At 69.6% G+C, this 22,524-nt stretch carries 20 protein-coding genes; 14 read left to right on the top strand and 6 right to left on the bottom strand.

Going from position 1 to position 22,524, the window contains the following annotated elements:
• Position 1: 1 nt before the first annotated feature.
• From xseA to OG246_RS02085, 3 genes are all read left to right on the top strand, one after another.
• Positions 2-1,210, top strand: a complete 1,209-nt coding sequence (xseA, locus tag OG246_RS02075; protein WP_266454932.1) for an exodeoxyribonuclease VII large subunit — start codon at positions 2-4, stop codon at positions 1,208-1,210.
• Between the two features lie 9 nt (positions 1,211-1,219).
• A complete protein-coding gene (locus OG246_RS02080; protein WP_266454935.1) occupies positions 1,220-1,468 on the top strand; it encodes an exodeoxyribonuclease VII small subunit in 249 nt (82 codons plus the stop codon).
• Between the two features lie 165 nt (positions 1,469-1,633).
• Positions 1,634-2,224 carry a malonic semialdehyde reductase gene (locus tag OG246_RS02085; RefSeq protein ID WP_266454937.1) on the top strand — a complete coding sequence of 197 codons (591 nt, stop codon included), beginning with the start codon at positions 1,634-1,636 and terminating at the stop codon, positions 2,222-2,224.
• 102 nt (positions 2,225-2,326) lie between these two features.
• Here the strand turns inward: OG246_RS02085 and OG246_RS02090 are convergent, their stop codons facing one another.
• The gene (locus OG246_RS02090) at positions 2,327-2,845 is read right to left on the bottom strand and encodes a DUF4245 domain-containing protein (protein WP_266454938.1); all 519 of its coding nucleotides are present in this window, start codon (positions 2,843-2,845) and stop codon (positions 2,327-2,329) included.
• A gap of 126 nt (positions 2,846-2,971) precedes the next feature.
• On the opposite strand from OG246_RS02090, the gene glpX reads away from it, so the two are divergent.
• Positions 2,972-4,003 (top strand): class II fructose-bisphosphatase, encoded by a 1,032-nt coding sequence (gene glpX / locus OG246_RS02095; protein ID WP_266454939.1) that lies wholly within the window; start codon positions 2,972-2,974, stop codon positions 4,001-4,003.
• Between the two features lie 158 nt (positions 4,004-4,161).
• Here the strand turns inward: glpX and OG246_RS02100 are convergent, their stop codons facing one another.
• On the bottom strand, positions 4,162-4,539 hold the full coding sequence (locus OG246_RS02100) for a WhiB family transcriptional regulator (RefSeq protein WP_266454941.1): 378 nt from the start codon (positions 4,537-4,539) through the stop codon (positions 4,162-4,164).
• A gap of 208 nt (positions 4,540-4,747) precedes the next feature.
• Positions 4,748-5,464 (bottom strand): DUF1707 domain-containing protein, encoded by a 717-nt coding sequence (locus OG246_RS02105; protein ID WP_266454944.1) that lies wholly within the window; start codon positions 5,462-5,464, stop codon positions 4,748-4,750.
• A gap of 201 nt (positions 5,465-5,665) precedes the next feature.
• Between OG246_RS02105 and OG246_RS02110 the strand changes: the two genes are divergently transcribed.
• A complete protein-coding gene (locus OG246_RS02110; RefSeq protein WP_266454947.1) occupies positions 5,666-7,333 on the top strand; it encodes a fumarate hydratase in 1,668 nt (555 codons plus the stop codon).
• 64 nt (positions 7,334-7,397) lie between these two features.
• Here the strand turns inward: OG246_RS02110 and OG246_RS02115 are convergent, their stop codons facing one another.
• Positions 7,398-7,835 (bottom strand): PASTA domain-containing protein, encoded by a 438-nt coding sequence (locus OG246_RS02115; RefSeq protein WP_266454950.1) that lies wholly within the window; start codon positions 7,833-7,835, stop codon positions 7,398-7,400.
• Between the two features lie 65 nt (positions 7,836-7,900).
• Positions 7,901-8,416, bottom strand: a complete 516-nt coding sequence (locus OG246_RS02120; RefSeq protein ID WP_266454953.1) for a SigE family RNA polymerase sigma factor — start codon at positions 8,414-8,416, stop codon at positions 7,901-7,903.
• A 146-nt stretch (positions 8,417-8,562) separates the two neighbouring features.
• Between OG246_RS02120 and OG246_RS02125 the strand changes: the two genes are divergently transcribed.
• The 4 genes from OG246_RS02125 (at position 8,563) to OG246_RS02140 (ending at position 14,906) form a co-directional block, all read left to right on the top strand.
• A complete protein-coding gene (locus tag OG246_RS02125) occupies positions 8,563-9,948 on the top strand; it encodes an aspartate ammonia-lyase (protein ID WP_266454956.1) in 1,386 nt (461 codons plus the stop codon).
• 115 nt (positions 9,949-10,063) lie between these two features.
• Entirely contained in the window at positions 10,064-10,756 is a 693-nt protein-coding gene (locus OG246_RS02130) for a DUF402 domain-containing protein (protein ID WP_266454958.1), read from the top strand.
• 370 nt (positions 10,757-11,126) lie between these two features.
• On the top strand, positions 11,127-13,271 hold the full coding sequence (locus OG246_RS02135; protein WP_266454960.1) for a SpoIIE family protein phosphatase: 2,145 nt from the start codon (positions 11,127-11,129) through the stop codon (positions 13,269-13,271).
• Positions 13,272-13,442: 171 nt separating this feature from the next.
• Positions 13,443-14,906: a catalase gene (locus tag OG246_RS02140; RefSeq protein ID WP_266454963.1), complete on the top strand. Its 1,464-nt coding sequence runs from the start codon at positions 13,443-13,445 to the stop codon at positions 14,904-14,906.
• A gap of 57 nt (positions 14,907-14,963) precedes the next feature.
• Here the strand turns inward: OG246_RS02140 and OG246_RS02145 are convergent, their stop codons facing one another.
• On the bottom strand, positions 14,964-17,258 hold the full coding sequence (locus OG246_RS02145; protein WP_266454966.1) for a transglycosylase domain-containing protein: 2,295 nt from the start codon (positions 17,256-17,258) through the stop codon (positions 14,964-14,966).
• A 259-nt stretch (positions 17,259-17,517) separates the two neighbouring features.
• Between OG246_RS02145 and OG246_RS02150 the strand changes: the two genes are divergently transcribed.
• From OG246_RS02150 to OG246_RS02170, 5 genes are all read left to right on the top strand, one after another.
• The gene (locus tag OG246_RS02150; protein WP_266463773.1) at positions 17,518-18,453 is read left to right on the top strand and encodes an SPFH domain-containing protein; all 936 of its coding nucleotides are present in this window, start codon (positions 17,518-17,520) and stop codon (positions 18,451-18,453) included.
• Positions 18,450-18,737, top strand: a complete 288-nt coding sequence (locus OG246_RS02155; protein WP_266454969.1) for a hypothetical protein — start codon at positions 18,450-18,452, stop codon at positions 18,735-18,737. Before OG246_RS02150 ends, OG246_RS02155 begins: the two co-directional genes overlap by 4 nt.
• Positions 18,738-18,875: 138 nt before the next feature.
• On the top strand, positions 18,876-19,403 hold the full coding sequence (locus OG246_RS02160; protein WP_266454972.1) for a PadR family transcriptional regulator: 528 nt from the start codon (positions 18,876-18,878) through the stop codon (positions 19,401-19,403).
• Positions 19,404-19,426: 23 nt separating this feature from the next.
• Positions 19,427-20,116, top strand: coding sequence for an ABC transporter ATP-binding protein (locus tag OG246_RS02165; RefSeq protein WP_266463776.1), 690 nt, complete (start codon positions 19,427-19,429; stop codon positions 20,114-20,116).
• Entirely contained in the window at positions 20,113-22,455 is a 2,343-nt protein-coding gene (locus tag OG246_RS02170) for an ABC transporter permease (RefSeq protein ID WP_266454975.1), read from the top strand. Before OG246_RS02165 ends, OG246_RS02170 begins: the two co-directional genes overlap by 4 nt.
• Positions 22,456-22,524: the final 69 nt, after the last annotated feature.

The raw sequence follows: 22,524 nt of genomic DNA on the forward strand, positions 1-22,524 counted from the left end.
CATGGCTCTCAACACGTCCGCAGAGGCTCCGCTGCCCGTCGGTGAGGTGTCGCGGCTCATCGGCGGGTGGATCGACCGGCTCGGGGCGGTGTGGGTCGAGGGGCAGATCACCCAGTTGTCGCGGCGCCCGGGCGCGGGCGTCGTCTTTCTGACGCTGCGTGACCCGTCGCACGACATCTCCGTGAGTGTGACCTGCTACCGGCAGGTGTTCGACGCGGTGGCCGACGTGGTGACCGAGGGCGCCCGTGTCGTCGTACTCGCGAAGCCCGAGTGGTATGCGCCGCGGGGGCAGCTGTCGCTGCGGGCCACCGAGATAAAGCCGGTGGGGGTGGGTGAACTGCTCGCCCGTCTGGAGCAGTTGAAGAAGTCCCTTGCCGCCGAGGGGCTGTTCGCGCCGGACCGCAAGAAGGCGCTGCCCTTCCTGCCGCAGCTCATCGGGCTGGTGTGCGGGCGGGCGTCCGCGGCCGAGCGTGACGTGCTGGAGAACGCGCGGCACCGCTGGCCCGCCGTCCGCTTCGACGTCCGCAACGTCGCCGTGCAGGGGGTGCACGCCGTGCCGCAGGTCGTGCAGGCCGTGAAGGACCTGGACGCGATCGAGGACGTCGACGTGATCATCGTGACGCGGGGCGGCGGCAGCGTGGAGGACCTGCTGCCGTTCTCGGACGAGCAGCTCGTGCGGGCGGTCGCGTCCTGCCGTACGCCCGTCGTGTCGGCCATCGGACACGAACCGGACACCCCGCTGCTCGACTACGTGGCCGACCTGCGCGCGTCCACGCCGACCGACGCGGCCAAGAAGGTCGTGCCGGACGTCGGCGAGGAGTACGAGCGGGTGCGGCTGCTGCGGGACCGGGCGCGGCGCAGCGTCCATGCCTTCATCGACCGCGAGGAGCGCGGCCTGGCGCACGCGCTGGCCCGGCCCTCGATAGAGGATCCGCACCGGATGGTCGACGAGCGGGCGGACCATGTCGCCGCGCTCCTGGACCGCGGCCGGCGCACGCTCGGCCACCTCCTGGACCGCGCCGACTCGGAGCTGACGCACACCCGCGCGCGCGTGGTGGCCCTCTCCCCCGCCGCGACGCTCCAGCGGGGTTACGCGGTGCTGCAGAAGGCCGACGGCCATGTGGTGCGTGACCCGGGCGAGGTGACGGCCGACGAGCCGCTGCGGGCGCGGGTCGCCGAGGGTGAATTCTCCGTACGAGTCGATGCATAGGGTGGGCGCATGACCAGCAAGGTGGACGAGGCGCTCGGGTACGAGCAGGCGCGGGACGAGCTGATCGAGGTCGTACGCCGGCTGGAGGCGGGCGGCACGACCTTGGAGGAGTCCCTCGCGCTCTGGGAGCGGGGCGAGGAGCTGGCGAAGGTGTGCCGGCGCTGGCTGGAGGGGGCGCGGGCGCGGCTGGACGCGGCACTGGCCAAGGAAGAGGGCGAAGGGGACGAGGACGGGGCCGGGGACGGCGCGGAGTCCTAGTAGCCACGCTTCCTGTAGGCCCGCTCCCTGGCAAAACAACACCGGTGTCTGTGAAGCGGATCACGATGCCCCACTTTTGGTTGAACTTTAAACTTCATCGACGTACTGTCGTCATTGCCAGCCGATCCCCCCGGATCCGACGCACCCCCTCGAGAAGGTTCAACCATGTCTCTCGTTCTTGACTCCGCTGCCCAGGACCTGCTGTTCCGCGAGGCCCGCACCGCGAACACCTTCACCGACGAGCCGGTGACCGAGGAGCAGGTGCAGGCGATCTACGACCTGGTCAAGTACGGTCCGACCGCCATGAACCAGTCGCCGCTGCGGATCACCCTGGTCCGCTCCGCCGAAGCCCGTGAGCGCCTCGTCGCGCACATGGCCGAGGGCAACCAGCCGAAGACGGCCGCCGCCCCGCTGGTCGCGATCCTCTCCGCCGACAACGAGTTCCACGAGGAGCTTCCGCAGCTCTTCCCGCACTTCCCCGGCGCCAAGGGCCTCTTCGACGGCTCGCGCGAGGCCCGTGAGCAGTCGGCCACCCTGAACGCCGCCCTCCAGTCCGCGTACTTCATCATCGGTGTCCGCGCCGCCGGACTGGCCGCGGGCCCGATGGGCGGCTTCGACGCCACCGGTGTCCAGAAGGAGTTCCTGGACGACGACCACACCCCGCTGATGATCGTCAACATCGGCCGGCCGGGCGAGGACGCGTGGTTCCCGCGTGGGCCGCGCCTGGAGAGCGAGCGGGTCATCACGACCGTCTGATGCGGTTGTAGCCAGTTGCGGAGAAGGGCCCCGGCGATATCGCCGGGGCCCTTCTCCTACTTGCACGCGGGGGTTACGTCGTCTTCCTGCACGCAGGGGCGCTTACGTCGTCTTCAGGGCCTGCGCCATCTTCGTCAGCTGTCCGAACGACGCCGTCCCCGTCACGACCGTCGTGGAGTCCTCGCCCTTGAGCACGAGGGCGTCGTACTTCGCACCCTCGTACCGCTGCCACGTCTGGTCCCCGATGCGCTGGGTGGCCTTCGTCTCCTCGGCGCCCTGGCTGGCCGTGTCGATGAACGCGGCCGGCTTCTCGGTGGACTGCTCGACCGCCACGTACTGGCCGTCGGGGTCGTGGAAGCCCAGGTGCCAGGCGTCGAACTCCGAGCCGTCGTAACGCACCGACGTCGCCTTCCACTCCGTGGGCAGCCCCTCGGGCGCCGCCACGGGATAGCTCGCCGCACGGCGGGCCGTGAGCAGCTCGACGCGGTAGTCGACACGCTTGAGCTCGGGTTCGGAGTCGTCGTGCGGGATGAACACGTAGATGACGCCTGCCACCAGCGCGATGACGCCCAGGGAGAGGATCATGTCCCGGACCGACTGCTTGCCTTTCGTACCTGCCACGTCCCTATCGTCGCAGGTACCCTGGCCTGCTCATCCGTGGGGTCCCCTGCTCATTCTGTCGGCCTAACGATAGAGTCGGGGGCACACCCTCATCCGGCCGTCGTCGTATCAGAAAGGTGCGTCTCGATGACCGAGCATCATCTGCCGTCCGAACTCGAGGTCCCCGCCGAGGCCCCCGACCGAAATCTCGCCCTGGAACTCGTCAGGGTCACCGAAGCAGCCGCGATGGCCGCGGGCCGCTGGGTCGGCCGCGGCGACAAGCTCGGCGCCGACGGTGCCGCCGTGCGTGCCATGCGGACCCTCGTCTCCACCGTCTCGATGAACGGCGTCGTCGTCATCGGTGAGGGCGAGAAGGACGAGGCCCCGATGCTCTTCAACGGGGAGCGTGTGGGTGACGGGACCGGCGCCGAGGTCGACATCGCCGTCGACCCGATCGACGGAACCACCCTCACCGCGAAGGGCATGACGAACGCGATCGCCGTGCTCGCCGCCGCCGACCGAGGCACCATGTTCGACCCGTCCGCGGTCTTCTACATGGACAAGCTGGTCACCGGCCCGGAAGCCGCCGACTTCGTCGACATCAACGCGCCCGTGTCGGTGAACATCCGCCGGGTCGCCAAGGCCAAGAAGTCCTCCCCCGAGGACGTCACCGTCTGCATCCTCGACCGGCCCCGCCACGACGGGATCATCAAAGAGATCCGCGAGACCGGCGCCCGGATCAAGCTGATCTCCGACGGCGACGTCGCGGGCTCGATCCTGGCCCTGCGCGAGGGCACCGGTATCGACCTGCTCCTCGGCATCGGCGGCACGCCCGAGGGCATCATCTCGGCCTGCGCCGTGAAGTGCCTGGGCGGCACCATCCAGGGCAAGTTGTGGCCCAAGGACGACGACGAGAAGCAGCGCGCGCTGGACGCGGGCCACGACCTCGACCGTGTCCTGTACACGGACGACCTGGTCTCCGGCGAGAACGTCTTCTTCGTCGCCACCGGCATCACGGACGGCGAGCTGCTGCGGGGCGTTCGGTATCGCGCCGAGACCGCTACGACCGAGTCGATCGTCATGCGGTCCAAGTCCGGGACGGTTCGGCGGATCACGTCGGAGCACCGGCTGAGCAAGCTGCGGGCGTACAGCGCGATCGACTTCGACCGAGCGAAGTAGCTCCGCGGAGGCGCTCCGCTGGTTTCGCCGGGTCACTGCGGATCGTACGTACCTGCGGGTCCACTGTGGCTGGTCGCGCAGTTCCCCGCGCCCCTAAAGATCAAAAGACCAAGGGGCGCCCCTTGTGCGGAGGGGCGCCCCTTTCTCGTGTGTGCCGGTCAGCCGGCCGCCGCTATCGACCCCGTCGGGCGTGTGGCCTTCTTGAGTTCGAGGTCGCGGCGGCGGCGGCGGGCGAGGACCACTCGGCGTTCGGCGGCGGTGAGGCCGCCCCAGACGCCGTAGGGCTCGGGTTGCAGGAGTGCGTGTTCGCGGCACTCGACCATGACCGGGCAGCGCGCGCAGACCCGCTTCGCCGCCTCCTCACGGGAGAGGCGGGCGGCGGTGGGTTCCTTGGAGGGTGCGAAGAACAGGCCTGCCTCGTCCCGTCGGCACACGGCCTCCGTGTGCCACGGGGCTTCCTGATCCCTGTCCCGCACTGGCGCCCGCTGGGCCGGAACGGCAGCTACCTGCAGGGACTGATGCGGCGGTTGCAGCACGGTCTACTCCTGACGACGGCTTCGCGAGCGTGCTGAGCGCCGCGGGAAGTCCGCAGCGCCCTCCAAGAGACGATGCAGCAAGGCCTACCCGCTGTGCGCGCGCCTATGCACTGTGTTCCGAACCCGGGAATTCTCGTCACCGGCCGACCTCGTACCGCGCTCACGGGGCTGGACCAATTCGCCGCGGGAGCCGTCGAATTCACATGTGTCAACGGTCCAGGTGCTTGCGCAAACTCTTGTCCAGCTTGTCCGACACCCGGTCCGTCACGCGTTCGAGGATGTCCGCGATCAGCTTGCCCCGCTTGGGCTTCGCCTCGACGTTGCCCAGTACGGCGAGGCCGTCCACATAGATCACGGGTGCGTCGGGATCACCCGAATCCAGCGTGTCCACCTCGAAGTTGCCGAGCACACCGGCGCCGCTGCCCCGCAGTGACACGTTCTCCGGAACGCGGATCTCCACGTTGCCGAAGACCGAGACCGCCTTGATCACGACCTGCTGGTACTCGAAGATCGCCTCGGTGAGGTCTATCTCGATGCTGCCGAAGACCGAGTACGCGTGGATGCGGCGGCCCGCGCGCCAGCGGCCCTTGCGGACGGCGGCGCTGAAGACCGCCACCACGTGGTGATCGGCCTCCAGCGGGATGGCGCCCGCGGTGGGGCGGTTGGGAGCGATCGTGTACGCGGGGGTCGCGCGGGGCCCGTGGGCCGCGGGCAGGTCCCGTACGAACTGGTCGAGCTCGCCCACGGTCTTCGTGGCCAGCACCCCTTCCACGCGCTCGGAGTGCTCCTCGGCGGTGAGGCGCCCCTCCGCGAGGGCATCACGCAGGATGTCGGTGATCCGGTCACGGTCGGCGTCCGAGGCACGGAGCTCGGTCCGCTCCGGCGGCGCGGGGACTGTCGGGTCGGGGCGCTTCTGAAGGTCCACGGCAACAGCGTACCCAAACGCGATAGATCGCGACTACCCCTTCTCGCGAGCTGTGGAAAACCGTCCGGCCGACCGCTCGGCCATCCGTCCGGAACTCGAACTGAGCCTTACCTCACAAGCCCGCTGTCCGTGCCAGGTTCTACGCTGGTGGACGCTGCCAATGGAGGCATGCCGCTGTCTGTCGAGTGAGGAATGGGCGAGATGCCTGAGTTCGCGTACACCGATCTGCTCCCCCAGGGAGAGGACACCACTCCGTACCGGCTGGTGACCTCCGAGGGTGTTTCCACCTTCGACGCCGACGGGCGGACGTTCCTCAAGGTCGAGCCGGAGGCGCTGCGCAAGCTCGCCGAAGAGGCCATCCACGACATCCAGCACTATCTGCGGCCCGCTCACCTGGCGCAGCTGCGGCGGATCATCGACGACCCGGAGGCGTCGAGCAACGACAAGTTCGTCGCGCTCGACCTCCTGAAGAACGCGAACATCGCGGCCGCCGGCGTCCTCCCCATGTGCCAGGACACCGGCACGGCGATCGTCATGGGCAAGCGCGGGCAGAACGTGCTCACCGAGGGCGGCGACGAGTCGGCCCTGAGCCGCGGCATCTACGACGCGTACCTGAACCTGAACCTGCGCTACTCGCAGATGGCTCCGCTCACCATGTGGGAGGAGAAGAACACCGGCTCGAACCTCCCGGCGCAGATCGAGCTGTACGCGACGGACGGCGGCGCGTACAAGTTCCTGTTCATGGCCAAGGGCGGCGGCTCGGCGAACAAGTCGTTCCTCTACCAGGAGACGAAGGCCGTTCTGAACGAGGCCTCCATGATGAAGTTCCTGGAGGAGAAGATCCGTTCGCTGGGCACGGCCGCGTGCCCGCCGTACCACCTGGCGATCGTGGTCGGCGGTACGAGCGCGGAGTACGCCCTGAAGACGGCGAAGTACGCGTCCGCGCACTACCTGGACGAGATTCCGGCCGAGGGTTCCGAGCTCGGGCACGGCTTCCGGGACAAGGACCTGGAAGAGAAGGTCTTCGAGCTGACGCAGCGGATCGGGATCGGGGCGCAGTTCGGGGGCAAGTACTTCTGCCACGACGTACGCGTGGTCCGCCTCCCCCGCCACGGCGCGTCCTGCCCGGTCGCCATCGCCGTGTCCTGCTCGGCCGACCGGCAGGCGGTCGCGAAGATCACCGCCGAGGGCGTCTTCCTGGAGCAGCTGGAGACGGACCCGGCGCGCTTCCTGCCGGAGACGACCGACGAGCACCTCGAGTCCGACGGTGACGTCGTCAAGATCGACCTCAACCAGCCGATGGACGACATCCTCGCCGAGCTGACGAAGTACCCGGTGAAGACCCGGCTCTCCCTCTCCGGCCCGCTCGTCGTGGCGCGCGACATCGCGCACGCCAAGATCAAGGAGCGGCTGGACGCGGGCGAGGAGATGCCGCAGTACCTGAAGGACCACCCGGTGTACTACGCCGGTCCCGCCAAGACCCCCGAGGGGTACGCGTCCGGTTCCTTCGGTCCGACGACGGCCGGCCGCATGGACTCCTACGTCGAGCAGTTCCAGGCGGCGGGCGGTTCCAAGGTGATGCTCGCCAAGGGCAACCGGTCCGCGCAGGTCACCAACGCGTGTGACGCGCACGGCGGTTTCTACCTCGGATCGATCGGCGGCCCGGCGGCCCGGCTCGCCCAGGACTGCATCAAGAAGGTCGAGGTCGTCGAGTACGAGGAGCTCGGCATGGAGGCCGTCTGGAAGATCGAGGTGGAGGACTTCCCGGCGTTCGTCGTGGTCGACGACAAGGGGAACGACTTCTTCCAGGATCCGGCGCCCGCGCCGACGTTCACGTCGATTCCGGTGCGCGGGCCGGGTCTGGTGTGATCCTGTGACGGACGCCCGCCCCTGATTGGTGCAGGGGCGGGCGTCGTTTCGGTTCAGGTCCTGATCAGCCGGCGCAGATGGTGAAGCTGACCGTGTCGCCGTTGTTGACGATCTTCGGGGCGTGCGGGGACACACCGATCACCGAGCCCGGCTTGCAGCCCTTGACGGACTTCTTGGTGACGGTGCCGAGCTTCGTCTGGGTCTTCACGAGGTACGACTTGGCCCCCTCCAGGCTCCAGCCGGCGAAGTCGATCGGGATGGTCGGATCGGTGCCGTAGAGCATGGTGGTGGCGTCGCTGCCGGTGGCCGTGGGGCTCGCCGCCGGCTTCGCGTCGCCGCCCGCGACCGAGGTGGCCAGGGCCGTCCCGCCGCCCGCCGCGATGAGGGCGGCGGCGACGGCGGCGATGCCGACGGTCCGCCTGCGCCGGGTGCGGCGCAGGATCTGGGGCGCGTCGAAGTCGGGCGACTCGGCGGAGTTGGCGTACTGGTTCATGGCGTTCATCAGTTCCTCTTCGAATGGTGAGGCGAATGGTGAACAGCCGGAAGGCCGTGCGTCGCCGTACGAGGTCATCGGATTCCTTCCGTTTGCTGTCGGGGTGTTGGGGCGGAGAGTGCGGGGAACTGGCTTCTGAGCTTCTCGATCCCCCGGGCCAGCTGGGAGCGCACCGTGCTCGGTGAGATGTCCAGGTCGGCCGCGATCTCGGCGTCGGAGAGGTCGTGGAAGTACCGCAGCACCACGACCGTCCGCATCCGCATGGGCAGTTGCTGCAGCGCGCGCACCAACTGGTCCCTGCTGTCGACCTGTCCGTACTCGTCGCCGGGTGCGGCCCGGTCGGGGCCGTCCGCCTGCGGAACCGTGCGGCGGAAGCGGCGCCAGCGGTCGTTGGCCAGGTTCACCATGATCCGCCGCACATAGGCGTCCGGGGCGTCCTTGGCGGAGACCGTGCGCCACTTGCGGCAGGCCCGCTCCAGGGTCTCCTGGACCAGGTCCTCGGCCGCGTCCCGGTTGCCCGTCAGGACGAGTGCGCCCCGGAACAGCGCGGCCGACCGGGCGGCGACGAAACCGTCGAAGTCCGTCTCCACACGCTTCCCCCCTTCCTGTCACCCCTCCTCGACGCGAACACCCCTTCGTCTGCTGCACGACCGCCATGAGACCTGGGTCACACAAGAGCGGCACCCGGGTGGCCGAGCGCCCGGAACATCCCCACCGTCCCGATCGCTATACGGGCATGAGCGAATACCGCATCGAGCACGACTCCATGGGCGAGGTACGCGTCCCGGCGGACGCCAAGTGGCGGGCCCAGACGCAGCGGGCCGTGGAGAACTTCCCGATCTCCGGCCAGCGCATCGAGCGCGCCCACATCGAGGCGCTCGCCCGGATCAAGGGCGCCGCGGCCCGGGTGAACGCGCGTCTCGGTGTGCTCGACAAGGACATCGCCGAGGCGATCCAGGAAGCAGCGGGCGAGGTCGCGGAGGGGCGGTGGGACGAGCACTTCCCCGTCGACGTGTTCCAGACCGGGTCCGGGACCTCGTCCAACATGAACACCAACGAGGTCATCGCCACCCTCGCCACCGAGCGGCTTGGCCGGGACGTGCACCCCAACGACCACGTCAACGCCTCCCAGTCCTCCAACGACGTCTTCCCCTCGTCCATCCACATCGCGGCCACCGCCGCCGTCACCCGCGACCTGATCCCCGCCCTGGAGCATCTGACGGCGGCCCTGGAGCGCAAGTCCGAGGAGTTCGCCGACGTCGTGAAGTCGGGGCGGACGCACCTCATGGACGCCACGCCCGTCACGCTGGGCCAGGAGTTCGGCGGGTACGCCGCCCAGGTGCGGTACGGCGTCGAGCGGCTGAACGCCTCCCTCCCCCGGCTCGCCGAGCTGCCGCTGGGCGGCACCGCCGTCGGCACCGGCATCAACACACCCCCCGGTTTCTCCGCCGCCGTCATCGAGGAGGTCGCCCGCACCACCGGGCTGCCGCTGACCGAGGCGCGCGACCACTTCGAGGCGCAGGGCGCGCGGGACGGGATCGTCGAGACCAGCGGGCAGCTGCGGACCATCGCCGTGGGCCTCACGAAGATCGCCAACGACCTGCGGTGGATGGCCTCAGGGCCGCGCACGGGCCTCTCCGAGATCAGCCTCCCCGACCTCCAGCCCGGCTCCTCGATCATGCCCGGCAAGGTCAACCCGGTGATCCCGGAGGCCGTGCTGATGGTCGCCGCACAGGTCGTCGGGAACGACGCGACCGTGGCGACGGCGGGCGCGGCGGGCAACTTCGAGCTCAACGTCATGCTCCCGGTGATCGCCAGGAACGTACTGGAGTCGATCCGGCTGCTCGCCAACGTGTCCCGGCTGCTCGCCGACCGGACCGTCGACGGGATCGTCGCGCACCGCGAACGGGCCCGGGAGTACGCCGAGTCGTCACCGTCCGTCGTCACCCCGCTGAACAAGTACATCGGGTACGAGGAGGCCGCCAAGGTCGCCAAGAAGGCGCTCGCGGAACGGAAGACGATTCGCCAGGTCGTCCTGGAGTCGGGGTACGTGGAGCGGGGCGATCTGACGGTCGAGCAGCTGGACCAGGCCTTGGATGTCCTGCGGATGACGCGTCCGTAACGGCGCAGAGCCTCCGAAAAACGCCTGATGACACCTCCGTTACGTCATGTGCCGGTTGGGGAGAACCGTGACGCTCGCCGCAGCGTCGTATGCCCTGGGCACCTAATATCTGGTCATGACAGACGGTGGAGCGGTGAGAGAAGTGGAAGCGGGCGGTTCGACGGCGCACTGGGCCCCCGGGAGTCAGATCCTGTGGCGGTACCGGGAGAACGCCGGCGCGCGCTTCCACATCTGCCGCCCGGTGACCGTCGTACAGGACGACGACGAGCTTCTCGCGGTGTGGATGGCGCCCGGCACGGAGTGCGTGCGGCCGGTGCTCGCCGACGGCACGCCCCTGCACGGAGAACCGCTCGAGTCCCGCTACACGAAGCCGCGTACCGTGCGCCTTGACCGCTGGTTCGGCACGGGGGTGCTCAAGCTGGCGCGGCCCGGCGAGCCCTGGTCCGTGTGGCTTTTCTGGGAGCCGGGGTGGCGTTTCAAGAACTGGTACGTGAACCTTGAGGCTCCGCTTGCCCGTTGGGAGGGCGGAGTCGACTCCGAGGATCACTTCCTGGACATCTCCGTCCACCCGGACCGGAGTTGGCGCTGGCTGGACGAGGACGAGTTCGCGCAGGCTCAGCGGGCCGGTCTCATGGACGCTCAACTGGCGGCAAAGGTAAGGGAAGCGGGGTGGTCGGCGGTGGACGTGATCCGTGCCTGGGGCGCGCCGTTCCGGGACGGCTGGCCGCGCTGGCGCCCGGATCCGGCATGGCCGGTTCCCGCCCTCCCCGATGACTGGGACCGTACGCCCGCGCATGTGTCCTCATGAGACCCTTGATGCGCCCCCGTGGTACAACCGTAGGATCGTCTTCCGCAAGGGCGCACGGCAGCAACAACTCCCGCAGTATGGGGCGGGCTTGACCATACGTCACCGAGGGGCGGCAGGACGTGAGCGAGGGGTACGAGGGCCACGGCGGTACGGCCTGCAGACGGCCGTACGGGCCGCACCGGCCGGACCGGGGCACGACGGCGTTCGGGCCGGCGACGGGCGGAGCCGCAACGGCGCTCCGGCCGGTAACGGACCGGCCCGGTCCTGACGAAGCGCAGATTCCGTTCCTGGGGCACACATTCCGGGTATCGGGGCTGCGGGACGAACTGCGCGCAGGGCGTGCAGCCCCGGACGGATGGATTCGACACGCGTGACGGAGCACCCCACCTCGCACGAGCGCCGCAAGCCCGGCGCCGGCCGGTCACCCGCCCCCGCGGACCCCCGCGGGGGGCTCCTGCGTACCCCGGAGCAGCCGTTGCAGACCCCGGGAGCCGGCGGGTTACCGGTACAGGCACGCGCGGGAGACGCCCCGAGCGGATCCGGTACGACCGTGCCCTGCGGCAAGAACGGCCCGTCCGGCGGCCAGGCGTCCGCCGGCACCGACGCGCCGTCGTCGGCCTCCCCGGGCCCCGGCCCGGGTCCCGAGCACTCCCAGCCCTCGGCCACCGAGTCCGATCCGCACCGTCCGCGCCCCGCTCCCGAGAGCATCCCGGTCCAGCAGGGACCCGATCAGGAGCGGTCCTCGGGTGATTCCGGCAGCAAGGAGCGGCGCACCGGACAGGGGCTGCCGCCGGGTGGCCCGATGCCGATGCGGCGGGACGGTGACCGGCTGCGCTTCGTGGGCGCCGCGACCCGGCGGATCGCCCGCGGCATCGACCTCGACGAGATCGTGATGGGTCTGTGCCGGGCGACCGTGCCGACCTTCTCGGACGCGATCCTGGTCTATCTGCGCGACCCGCTGCCCGTCGGCGACGAGCGGCCCACCGGGCCGCTCGTGCTGCGGCTGCGGCGCACCGACCGGATCCCCCCGGAGCGGGACACCGAGAACGGCTTCTCGCCCGCGCTCCAGCCGCCGGAGCCCGTCGAACTGCTGCAGCCGGTCAGCGCCGAGCTGTGCGAGGTACGCCCCGGCGGCGCCCTCGCCGAGGTGCTGCGCGGTGTACGGCCCGTCTTCGCGGACGCGCCGGCCGCCCGGGCCGCGCTGCCCGAGCTGCTCGGCGACGAGCTGGTCGTGCCGTGCGGGCAGCGCGGGATCCTGGCCCCGCTGCGCGGCCGCCGCCGGGTGATCGGCGCGGCGCTGTTCCTGCGCCGTCCGGAGCGGCTCGCCTTCGAGGCCGACGATCTGCTGGTCGCCGCGCAGCTCGCCACGCACACCGCGCTCGGCATCGACAAGGCGGTGCTGTACGGGCGTGAGGCGTACATCGCCGACGAGCTGCAGCGCACGATGCTGCCCGAGACGCTGCCGCGGCCCACGGGTGTGCGGCTGGCGTCCCGCTATCTTCCGGCCGCCGAGACCGCTCGGGTCGGCGGCGACTGGTACGACGCGATCCCGCTGCCGGGCAGCCGCGTCGCGCTCGTCGTCGGTGACGTCATGGGCCACTCCATGACCTCGGCCGCCATCATGGGCCAGCTGCGGACGACCGCGCAGACCCTCGCCGGGCTCGATCTGCCGCCGCAGGAGGTGCTGCACCACCTCGACGAGCAGGCGCAGCGCCTGGGCACCGACCGGATGGCGACCTGCCTGTACGCGGTCTACGACCCGGTCTCGCACCGGATCACCATCGCCAACGCGGGCCATCCGCCGCCGGTCCTGCTGCACCTGGGCGGGCGGGCCGAGGTGCTGCGGGTGCCGCCGGGCGCCCCGATCGGTGTGGGCGGGGTGGACTTCGAGGCGGTCGAGCTGGACGCGCCCGCCGGGGCGACGCTGCTGCTGTACACCGACGGCCTGGTCGAGTCCCGCCTCAGGGACGTATGGACCGGGATAGAGCAGCTGCGGGAGCGGCTTGCCGCGACCGCGCAGCTGACCGGGCCCGACCATCCGCCGCCGCTGGAAGCGCTCTGCGACGACGTGCTCGACATGCTCGGCCCCGGCGACCGGGACGACGACATCGCGCTGCTCGCCGCCCGCTTCGACGGGATCGCGCCGAGCGATGTCGCGTACTGGTACCTGGAGCCGGAGGACGCGGCCCCGGGGCGGGCCCGCAAGCTCGCCCGGCGGGCGCTGTCCCGCTGGGGCCTGGAGGACATGACCGACTCCGTGGAGCTGCTCGTCAGCGAGGTCGTGACCAATGCCGTGCGCTATGCGACGCGGCCGGTGACGCTGCGGCTGCTGCGTACGGACGTACTGCGCTGCGAGGTCGGCGACGACGTGCCGCAGCTGCCGCGGCTGCGGCAGGCGCGCGCCACGGACGAGGACGGACGCGGGCTCTACCTGGTCAACAAACTGGCCAGACGGTGGGGCGCCACCCGGCTGAGCACCGGAAAGGTCGTCTGGTTCGAGCTGAACCGGAGCTGAGGGGGTACCCGCGCGGGATCCCCTCAGCGTCCTCCAGTAGCGGAAGCAGCCAGTCGGACCCAGACCGGGTTTGGACCCCGTCCAAATGTTGCCGACATGCCGTCGGCGGAGTTGACTGCTGGGGTGGACGAAGCGACCTGACGACCCTCTTTCTTTGACGGGAGGACGCTCGTGACGCAGGCACCCCAGAAGGTTCCGTACACCACGAACAACGCAGGAATTCCGGTGGAGAGCGACGAACACTCGCTCACCGTCGGTCCCGACGGCCCGATCCTGCTCCAGGACCACTACCTCATCGAGAAGATGGCCCAGTTCAACCGGGAGCGGGTTCCCGAGCGGGTGGTGCACGCCAAGGGCAGTGGCGCGTACGGATTCTTCGAAGTGACCAATGACATCAGCCAGTTCACCAAGGCCGACCTCTTCCAGCCGGGCAGGCGCACCGACATGCTGGCCCGGTTCTCCACCGTGGCCGGTGAGCAGGGCTCGCCCGACACCTGGCGCGACCCCCGCGGCTTCGCGCTCAAGTTCTATACGGAACACGGCAATTACGACCTCGTGGGCAACAACACCCCGGTCTTCTTCGTCCGTGACACGATCAAGTTCCAGGACTTCATCCGCTCGCAGAAACGCCACCCGGCCACCGGGCTGCGCAGCAACGACATGCAGTGGGACTTCTGGACCCTGTCCCCCGAGTCGGCACACCAGGTGACCTGGCTGATGGGCGACCGGGGCATCCCGAAGACGTACCGCCACATGAACGGCTACAGCTCCCACACCTATATGTGGATCAACGGTGCCGGTGAGCGGTTCTGGGTGAAGTACCACTTCAAGACCGACCAGGGCATCGACTTCCTCACCCAGGCCGAGGCCGACGAGCTGGCCGGTAAGGACGGGGACCTGCACCGCCGGGACCTGTACGAGTCGATCGAGTCCGGCAACGCGCCGAGCTGGAGCCTGAAGGTCCAGATCATGCCGTTCGAGGACGCCGCGGACTACCGCTTCAACCCCTTCGACCTGACCAAGGTCTGGCCGCACGGGGACTACCCGCTGATCGACGTCGGCCGGATGACCCTCGACAAGAACCCCGAGGACTACTTCGTCCACATCGAGCAGGCCGCCTTCGAGCCCTCGAACCTGGTGCCCGGCATCGGCCCCTCGCCGGACAAGATGCTGCTCGGCCGGCTGTTCTCGTACCCGGACACCCACCGGTACCGGATCGGCCCCAACTACGCCCAGCTGCCGCCCAACCGGCCCCGCTCCCCGGTGAACTCGTACGCCAAGGACGGCCCGATGCGCTACGAGCCGTCGAACGCCGCCCGCCCGTACGCGCCCAACTCCTACGGCGGACCCGCGGCCGACTACGGGAGCTTCGGTGACCCCGCGAGCTGGCAGACCGCCGGCGAGCTGGTGCGCGAGGCGACCAAGCTGCACCGCGAGGACGACGACTGGGGCCAGGCGGGCACGATGGTCCGCCAAGTCCTTGACGACGCGGCCCGCGACCGGCTGGTGTCCAACGTCAGCGGTCATCTGCAGGCCGATGTGTCGGGCCCTGTCCTCGACCGGGCGCTCCAGTACTGGCGCAACATCGACAAGGAGATCGGCGACCGGATCGCCAACGAGGTCAACGGAGGCTGAGTACGCGGTACGCGAGGGGGCGCCCGGTGGTTCACCGGGCGCCCCCCTCTCGTCCACCTACTGACTGTTCGGATCCAACGGATCCTCCGGGAGCCCTTCGTCGTCGCTCGACGTCGCCGTGGGCGTGGTCGCCGGCTCGGTCGTCGCCGGCGCACTCGTCGTGGGCTCGTCCGACGGGGTCGGGGGCGCGCTACTGCTCGTCGGCGGCTTGGTCGTCGGCTTCTCGGTGGTCGGCGTCGACGAGGGGGTCGTGGACGGCGACTGCGTGATGGAGGGCGACGCGGTGGGCGCCACCGCCGCGCCCTGCGTGGTGTCCAGGTCGAACTTGGTGACCTTGCCCATCGCGCCGAAGGTGAAGTCCGCCCAGATCTGGGCCGGGAAGCCACCGCCGTTGACACGGCCACCGCCCGCGGCGCCCTTCAGGGTCACCTGCTTGCCCGCTTCCTTGGTGCCGACCGCGCCCTCGCCGAACAGGCCGACCGAGGTGACCAGGTTCGGCGTGTAGCCGGTGAACCAGGCCGACTTGTTGTCGTCGGACGTACCCGTCTTGCCTGCGACCTGCTGACCCTTGCGGTCGGGCGCCTGGGCCACCGACTTCCGGGCCGTACCGTCGTCGACCACACCGGTCAGTACGGAGGTGACGGTGTCGGCAGCTTCTTCGCTGATGACCTGGTCGCCGATCGGGTCGGGGAATTCGACGTTGCGGTCCTTGTGCTCCGCCGACGCCACGACGGCCGGGGTGACCTTCTTGCCGTGGTTGTCGAGGGTGGCGTAGATGCCCGCCATCTCCAGCGGGCTCGCGCCCATGGTGCCGAGGGTCTGCGCGGGCACCGCCTGCACGCCCTTGGTGTCCATACCGAGGTCGCCCGCGACCTTCAGCACGTTGTCCATCCCGACGTCGACGCCCATCTGCGCGAAGACGGAGTTGATGGACTTGTTCATCGCGGTCTGGACGGTGACGTCGCCGTAGTCCTGGTCGTCCTCGTTCGGCGGAGCGAAGGCGATGTCGCTGCCCTCGACCTTGCGGCCGCTCGTACCGTCGTAGACCGTGCTCGCCGTGATCGGCTTCTTGTCCTGCGTCTCGGCGCTCTGCTCCAGGGCCGCCGCGAGGATCAGCGGCTTGAAGGTGGACGCCGGCTGGTAGTCGGCGCGGGTCGCGTTGTTGATGTAGTGCTTGAAGTAGTCCGTGCCGCCGTACATCGCGAGGACCTTGCCGGTCTTCGGGTCGACGGAGGCGGCACCGGCCTGGACGTCCGCGTCGACGTCCCGCTCCTTGGCGTCCAGGTTGCTGGTCAGCTTGTCCTTGACGGACTTCTCCAGCGCCGCCTGCTTCTTCTTGTCGATGTTGAGCTTGATGGTCCAGCCGCCCGCGTCGACCAGGGCCTTGGCCTCGTCGAGGTCGGCGGCCGCGCCCTGGGTGACGAGCTGCTTGGCCAGAGTGTTGTCGGCCTCGTTCACCAGATAGCCGGTCTGGCCCTCCATACCGGGCGCGCCCTGCGGGTCCTTGGGCACCGGGAACTTCATGTCCTGGCGCTTGGCGGAGTCCAGCCAGCCCTGCTCGACCATGTTGTCCAGGGTGTAGTTCCAGCGGTCCTTGACCAGGGCCTTGCCGGTGTCCGTGGCGGTCGCCCAGTCGTACTGGCTCGGCGCCTGGAGGAGCGAGGCCAGGTACGCGCCCTGCTCGACGCTGAGATCGCTCGCGTCGACGCGGTAGTACGCCTGCGCCGCGGCCTGGATGCCGTACGCGGTACGGCCGTAGTAGGCGGTGTTGATGTAACCGGCGAGGATGTCGTCCTTGGACGTCTGGCGGTCCACCTTCAGCGAGATGACCATTTCCTTCAGCTTGCGCGTGACGGTCTGGTCCTGCGTGAGGTAGAAGTTCTTGACGTACTGCTGGGTGATCGTCGAGCCACCCTGCAGGCCCTTGCCCGACAGGGTGTTGAACAGACCGCGGGCGGTGCCCTTGAAGTCGATTCCCGAGTCCGTGTAGAAGGTCTTGTTCTCGGCAGCGACGAAGGTCTTCTGGACGCCCTTGGGCACCTCGGCCAGGTCCACGACCTCGCGGTTGACCTCACCGGTGCGGGCGAGGGACGAGCCGTCGCTGTACTGGTAGACGTTGCTCTGCTGCTGCGCGGCCGCGTTGCCCTTGGGCACGTCGACGATCATGTAGAGCACGATGAAGGCGCCCATGCCGAGCAGGCAGAAGCCGAGGAACGTACCGAGGAGCGTCTTCCAGTTCACGAACCGGCGTATGCCACTGCGGCGGCCGGCCTTGCCTTTGGCCGAGCGCTTGGGCGCCGCGCGGCGGTGGCCCTGCGCCTGCCGCGCTCGTCTCTCGTCCGCTCGTCCCATGGGTCGATCCGCTCCGCTTCACTCTCGTGTGGCACACAGGTTCATCGCTCAGGTCAGCTCAGCAAACTAACACCGCGCGATATGACAAAGGGCGGCCGATCCCGTCTTTTACGGACGTGAGAATCAGCACGCGACACACTCCAGCCCCAATGGAACCGACGATCGAGAGGGGTGGAAGGTTGCCGAGCGGGGTAAAGTGATATCACTTAGCTAGATTCAAGCTATGCCGCACGGCAACCACGACCACGGGGGGACGCTCATGTCCGCGCACGACTCCACACCCATCGCCGACGTACCCGAAATGCCCGCCCCACGCGTACGGGAGTTCGCCGCGCGCAGCATCGGAGGCGGGCTCGCGCTGCTGCTCGGCCTGGTCGGGCTGCTGCTCGGCGCAGGCATGATCGCGACCGCGACGACGGTCGACGCGACCGGGCCCAAGGCCGCGCTCATCATCGGCGGCATCGTGATCGCCATCGCGTCGTTCACCGCCATGTGCGGGCTGAACACCGTGGCACCGGGCGAGGCCCGCGTCGTCCAGCTCTTCGGGCGGTACCGGGGGACGATCCGGCAGGACGGGCTGCGCTGGGTGAACCCGCTGACCTCGAGGACCAAGATCTCGACGCGCGTACGCAACCACGAGACCCCTGTCCTCAAGGTCAACGACGCGTACGGCAACCCCATCGAACTCGCCGCCGTCGTGGTGTGGAACGTCCAGGACACCGCGCAGGCCACCTTCGAGGTGGACGACTTCCTGGAGTTCGTCGCCACCCAGACCGAGGCGGCCCTGCGGCACATCGCCATCGAGTACCCGTACGACGCCCATGACGAGGGCGGGCTGTCGCTGCGCGGCAACGCCGAGGAGATCACCGAGAAGCTGGCCGTCGAACTGCACGCGCGCGTCGCCGCCGCCGGAGTGCGGATCATCGAGTCGCGCTTCACGCATCTCGCGTACGCTCCCGAGATCGCGTCGGCGATGCTCCAACGGCAGCAGGCGGGGGCGGTCGTCGCCGCACGGCGGCAGATCGTGGACGGCGCAGTCGGCATGGTCGAGGCGGCGATCGCCCGGATCACCGAGCGCGACATCGTGGAGCTGGACTCCGAGCGGAAGGCGGCGATGGTGTCGAACCTGATGGTGGTGCTCTGCGGGGATCGTGCGCCGCAGCCCGTCCTGAACACGGGGTCCCTCTACCAGTGACGGTTCCTTCCGATCCCTCCGCGGCGGGTCCCGGCGGGACTCCCGCCAAGGGCTCCGCTCCCGGACGACGGCCGCAGCAGCAGCGCAAGCAGATGCTGCTGCGGCTGGACCCGCTCGTCCACGACGCACTGGCCCGCTGGGCCGGGGACGAGCTGCGCTCCGCCAACGCCCAGATCGAGTTCCTGCTGCGCAGGGCACTGGCGGAGGCGGGCCGGCTGCCGGGCGGGACCGGGCCGATCCCGCGGCGGGGGCGGCCGCCCGCCTCGGACGACTCCGAGGATTAGCCGCCCCGGCAGGGGGCGCGAAAAGACCGGTGACAGAACCGTGACAATGCCCTCTGAGCTGCAGTCTTGGCCTCCCCATCCCGATCTATACACAGCACGTATACACACCATGTATACGTGCTGTGTATTGTCCTCGCCATGTCCATCGGTCACACGCTCCTAGGACTCCTCGAGTCCGGGCCCCGGCACGGTTACGACCTGAAGCGGGCCTTCGACGAAAAGTTCGGTCACGACCGGCCGCTGCACTACGGCCAGGTCTACTCGACGATGTCGCGCCTCCTGAAGAACGGTCTCGTGGAGGTCGACGGGATAGAGGCGGGCGGCGGTCCCGAGCGCAAGCGGTACGCGATCACCGAGGCGGGGATCACCGACGTACAGCAGTGGCTCGCGACCCCCGAGAAGCCCGAGCCCTATCTGCAGTCGACCCTCTACACGAAGATCGTCCTCGCCCTGCTGACCCACCGCGACGCGAGCGAGCTCCTCGACACCCAGCGCTCGGAGCACCTGCGCATGATGCGGATGCTGACCGACCGCAAGCGCAAGGGCGATCTCGCGGACCAACTGATCTGCGACCACGCCCTCTTCCACCTCGAGGCCGATCTGCGGTGGCTGGAGCTCACCGCCGCGCGCCTCGGCCAACTCGCCGAGGCGGTGACAACCCGATGACCACCATGACCCCGAGGACCCCGATGACTCCTCCTCCCGGTTCCCTGCTGACCGCTTCGGAACTTCGCAAGACATACGGACCGACGACCGCACTGGACGGCGCCGAGTTCTCCATACACCCCGGCGAGGTCGTCGCGGTGATGGGACCCTCCGGCTCCGGCAAGTCCACGCTGCTGCACTGCCTCGCCGGAATCGTGACGCCCGACTCGGGCTCGATCACGTACAACGGCCGCGAGATGGCGACGATGAACGACACGCAGCGCAGTGCCCTGCGGCGTACCGAGTTCGGGTTCGTCTTCCAGTTCGGGCAGCTCGTACCCGAGTTGACCTGCGTCGAGAACGTCGCCCTGCCGCTGCGCCTCAACGGCACGAGCCGCAAGGAGGCCGAGCGCACCGCGCTGGCGCGGATGGAGCAGCTGGAGGTCGACGACCTCAAGGGCAAGCGGCCCGGCGAGGTCTCCGGCGGCCAGGGGCAGCGCGTGGCGGTGGCCCGTTCGCTGGTCACCGACCCGCGTGTGCTGTTCGCCGACGAGCCGACCGGCGCGCTCGACTCGCTCAACGGCGAGCGCGTGATGGACCTGCTCACGGAGGCCGCCCGGTCCACCAACGCGGCCGTCGTGCTCGTCACGCACGAGGCGCGGGTGGCCGCGTACTCCGACCGCGAGATCGTCGTACGCGATGGAAAGTCCCGGGACATGGAGCGGATCGTATGAAGGCGCGGGGGGTCCGCCAGTGGGCCAGAGACCTGGCCATGGGCACCAGGTTCGCCTTCACCGGCGGACGCGAGGGCTGGGTCAGGGTCCTGCTGACGGCCGTCGGGGTCGGGCTCGGGGTGGCACTGCTGCTGCTCACCGCCGCGATCCCGAGCGCGCTGACCGCCCGGCACGACCGCGAGACCGCGCGTACGGACATCACGTACAGCGACAATCAGGTGGCGAAGGCCGACAACACGCTGATCGTCGCGAACGTCGGCACCACCTATCGCGAGAAGGACGTCCGGGGACGGCAGTTGGAGCCCGAGGGACCCCGGGCTCCGCTGCCGCCGGGAGTGGACAAGTTCCCGGCGCCCGGCGAGATGGTGGTCTCCCCCGCGCTGGACGAGCTGCTGAAGTCGGACAGCGGGAAGCTGCTGCGCGAGCGGCTGCCGTACCGCACCGTCGGCACCATCGGCGAGCCCGGTCTCATCGGCTCGGCCGAACTCGCCTTCTACGCGGGCGGCGAGGGACTGGCACCGAAGGTCAGCGGCGGCAAGGTGGTCCGCATCGACAAGTTCGGGGATCCGCTGCCGTCGTCCGAGCCGATGGATCCCGTACTGATCCTGCTGGTCGTCGTCATGTTCGTGGTGCTGCTTACGCCGGTCGGCGTCTTCATCGCCGCGGCCGTACGGTTCGGCGGCGAGCGGCGCGACCGCAGGCTCGCGGCGCTGCGCCTGGTCGGCTCCGACAGCCGGATGACCCGGCGGATCGCCGCCGGTGAGGCGCTCGCGGGTGCCGTGGTCGGGCTCGGTTTCGGCACGGTCTTCTTCCTGATCGGCCGCGAGATCGCGGGCTCCGTCGAGGTTCTCGACGTCAGTGTGTTCCCCAGTTACATGAACCCCTCGCCGGGGCTGGCCGCGCTGGTCGCCCTCGCGGTTCCGGCGGCCGCGGTGCTGGTCACCCTGCTCGCGCTGCGCGGCGTCGTCATCGAGCCGCTCGGCGTGGTGCGCTCGGCCCGGCCGGCACGGCGCCGGCTGTGGTGGCGGCTGCTGCTGCCCCTTGGCGGGCTCGCGATGCTCTACCCGATGATCGGGCAGGGCCGGGAGAACGGGGACTTCAACCAGTACCTGGTGATCGGCGGCGTCATCCTGCTGCTCGTCGGCATCACCGCACTGCTGCCCTGGGTCGTCGAGGCCGTCGTCGCCCGACTCGGCTCCGGCCCGGTCGCCTGGCAACTGGCCGTCCGCAGGCTCCAGTTGAGCAGCGGAACGGCGGCCCGCATGGTCAACGGCATCGCGGTGGCGGTGGCCGGGGCGATCGCCCTGCAGATGCTGTTCGCCGGCGTCGAGGACGACTTCACCACGGTGTCGCAGAACGACCTCACACGGGCACAGATGCAGGTGCCGCTGCCGAGCGGCACCCCGCTCGCTCCGGCCGCCGAGAAGCTCGAGCGGACCAAGGGCGTACGCCATGTCCTGGCGCTCTCCGAGGGCTACCTCGGCGACAGCAGGAAGGACCCCGAGCACTCCAACGGGTTCACCGTCGGCGACTGCGCCGCCCTGCGCGAGGTGGCGACCCTGCCCTCGTGCCGTGACGGCGACGTATTCGCTGTCACCGGCGTCGACTACGACACCGACACCGAGGAGCTGGCCAAGCCCGGCCAGACGCTCTACATGGACCCGTCCTACAGCGACTCCCCCCGGAGCCGGGAGATCGCCTGGACCGTGCCGAAGGACCTGAAGCAGGCCAAGGCGAGCCAGGACCCGACCGGCCAGTATCGCGGTGGCTTCCTGATCACTCCGAGCGCTCTGCCGGCGAAGGCCGCGCCGACCGTCGACGGGCAGCTCTACCTCAGCCTCGACGAGTCGGTGCCGGACGTGCACGAGTACGTACGGAACACGGCCGCGGGCATCAGCCCGTTCGCGGACCCCTTCCTGTGGACGTCCAGCGAGCGGTCCGAGCGCTACACCTCCATCCGCACCGGCCTGTTCGTCGGCGCCACCTGCGTACTCTTCCTGATCGGCGCGAGCCTGCTGGTCTCCCAGCTCGAGCAGCTGCGCGAACGGAAGAAGCTCCTTTCGGCCCTGGTCGCCTTCGGCACCCGGCGCCGCACGCTGAGCCTGTCGGTGCTCTGGCAGACGGCGATCCCGATCTCCCTCGGCCTGTTCCTGGCCTCGGCGGTGGGCCTGACCCTGGGCTCGGTCCTGCTGAAGATGGCGAGCACCCCGGTACGGGTGGACTGGGCGAGCATGCTGCAGATGACCGGCATCGGTGCGGCGGTCGTGGTCGTGGTGACGCTGCTCAGCCTGCCGCCGCTGCTGCGGCTGATGCGGCCGGACGGGCTGCGTACCGAGTAGGACCGACGGACGGCTGGGAGAACCCGTACGGGAATTGGCCGCAGCGCTTCCCGGAGCGCTGCGGCCTTC

The organism is Streptomyces sp. NBC_00620, assembly GCF_026341825.1.
Classification (GTDB): domain Bacteria; phylum Actinomycetota; class Actinomycetes; order Streptomycetales; family Streptomycetaceae; genus Streptomyces.

Coding starts and splice junctions, on each gene's coding strand:
- xseA (WP_266454932.1), top strand. CDS start 2: ATGGCTCTCAACACGTCCGCAGAGGCTCCGCTGCCCGTCGGTGAGGTG.
- OG246_RS02080 (WP_266454935.1), top strand. CDS start 1,220: ATGACCAGCAAGGTGGACGAGGCGCTCGGGTACGAGCAGGCGCGGGAC.
- OG246_RS02165 (WP_266463776.1), top strand. CDS start 19,427: ATGACTCCTCCTCCCGGTTCCCTGCTGACCGCTTCGGAACTTCGCAAG.
- OG246_RS02160 (WP_266454972.1), top strand. CDS start 18,876: ATGTCCATCGGTCACACGCTCCTAGGACTCCTCGAGTCCGGGCCCCGG.
- OG246_RS02145 (WP_266454966.1), bottom strand. CDS start 17,258: ATGGGACGAGCGGACGAGAGACGAGCGCGGCAGGCGCAGGGCCACCGC.
- OG246_RS02170 (WP_266454975.1), top strand. CDS start 20,113: ATGAAGGCGCGGGGGGTCCGCCAGTGGGCCAGAGACCTGGCCATGGGC.
- glpX (WP_266454939.1), top strand. CDS start 2,972: ATGACCGAGCATCATCTGCCGTCCGAACTCGAGGTCCCCGCCGAGGCC.
- OG246_RS02085 (WP_266454937.1), top strand. CDS start 1,634: ATGTCTCTCGTTCTTGACTCCGCTGCCCAGGACCTGCTGTTCCGCGAG.
- OG246_RS02130 (WP_266454958.1), top strand. CDS start 10,064: ATGACAGACGGTGGAGCGGTGAGAGAAGTGGAAGCGGGCGGTTCGACG.
- OG246_RS02110 (WP_266454947.1), top strand. CDS start 5,666: ATGCCTGAGTTCGCGTACACCGATCTGCTCCCCCAGGGAGAGGACACC.
- OG246_RS02115 (WP_266454950.1), bottom strand. CDS start 7,835: ATGAACGCCATGAACCAGTACGCCAACTCCGCCGAGTCGCCCGACTTC.
- OG246_RS02125 (WP_266454956.1), top strand. CDS start 8,563: ATGAGCGAATACCGCATCGAGCACGACTCCATGGGCGAGGTACGCGTC.
- OG246_RS02150 (WP_266463773.1), top strand. CDS start 17,518: ATGTCCGCGCACGACTCCACACCCATCGCCGACGTACCCGAAATGCCC.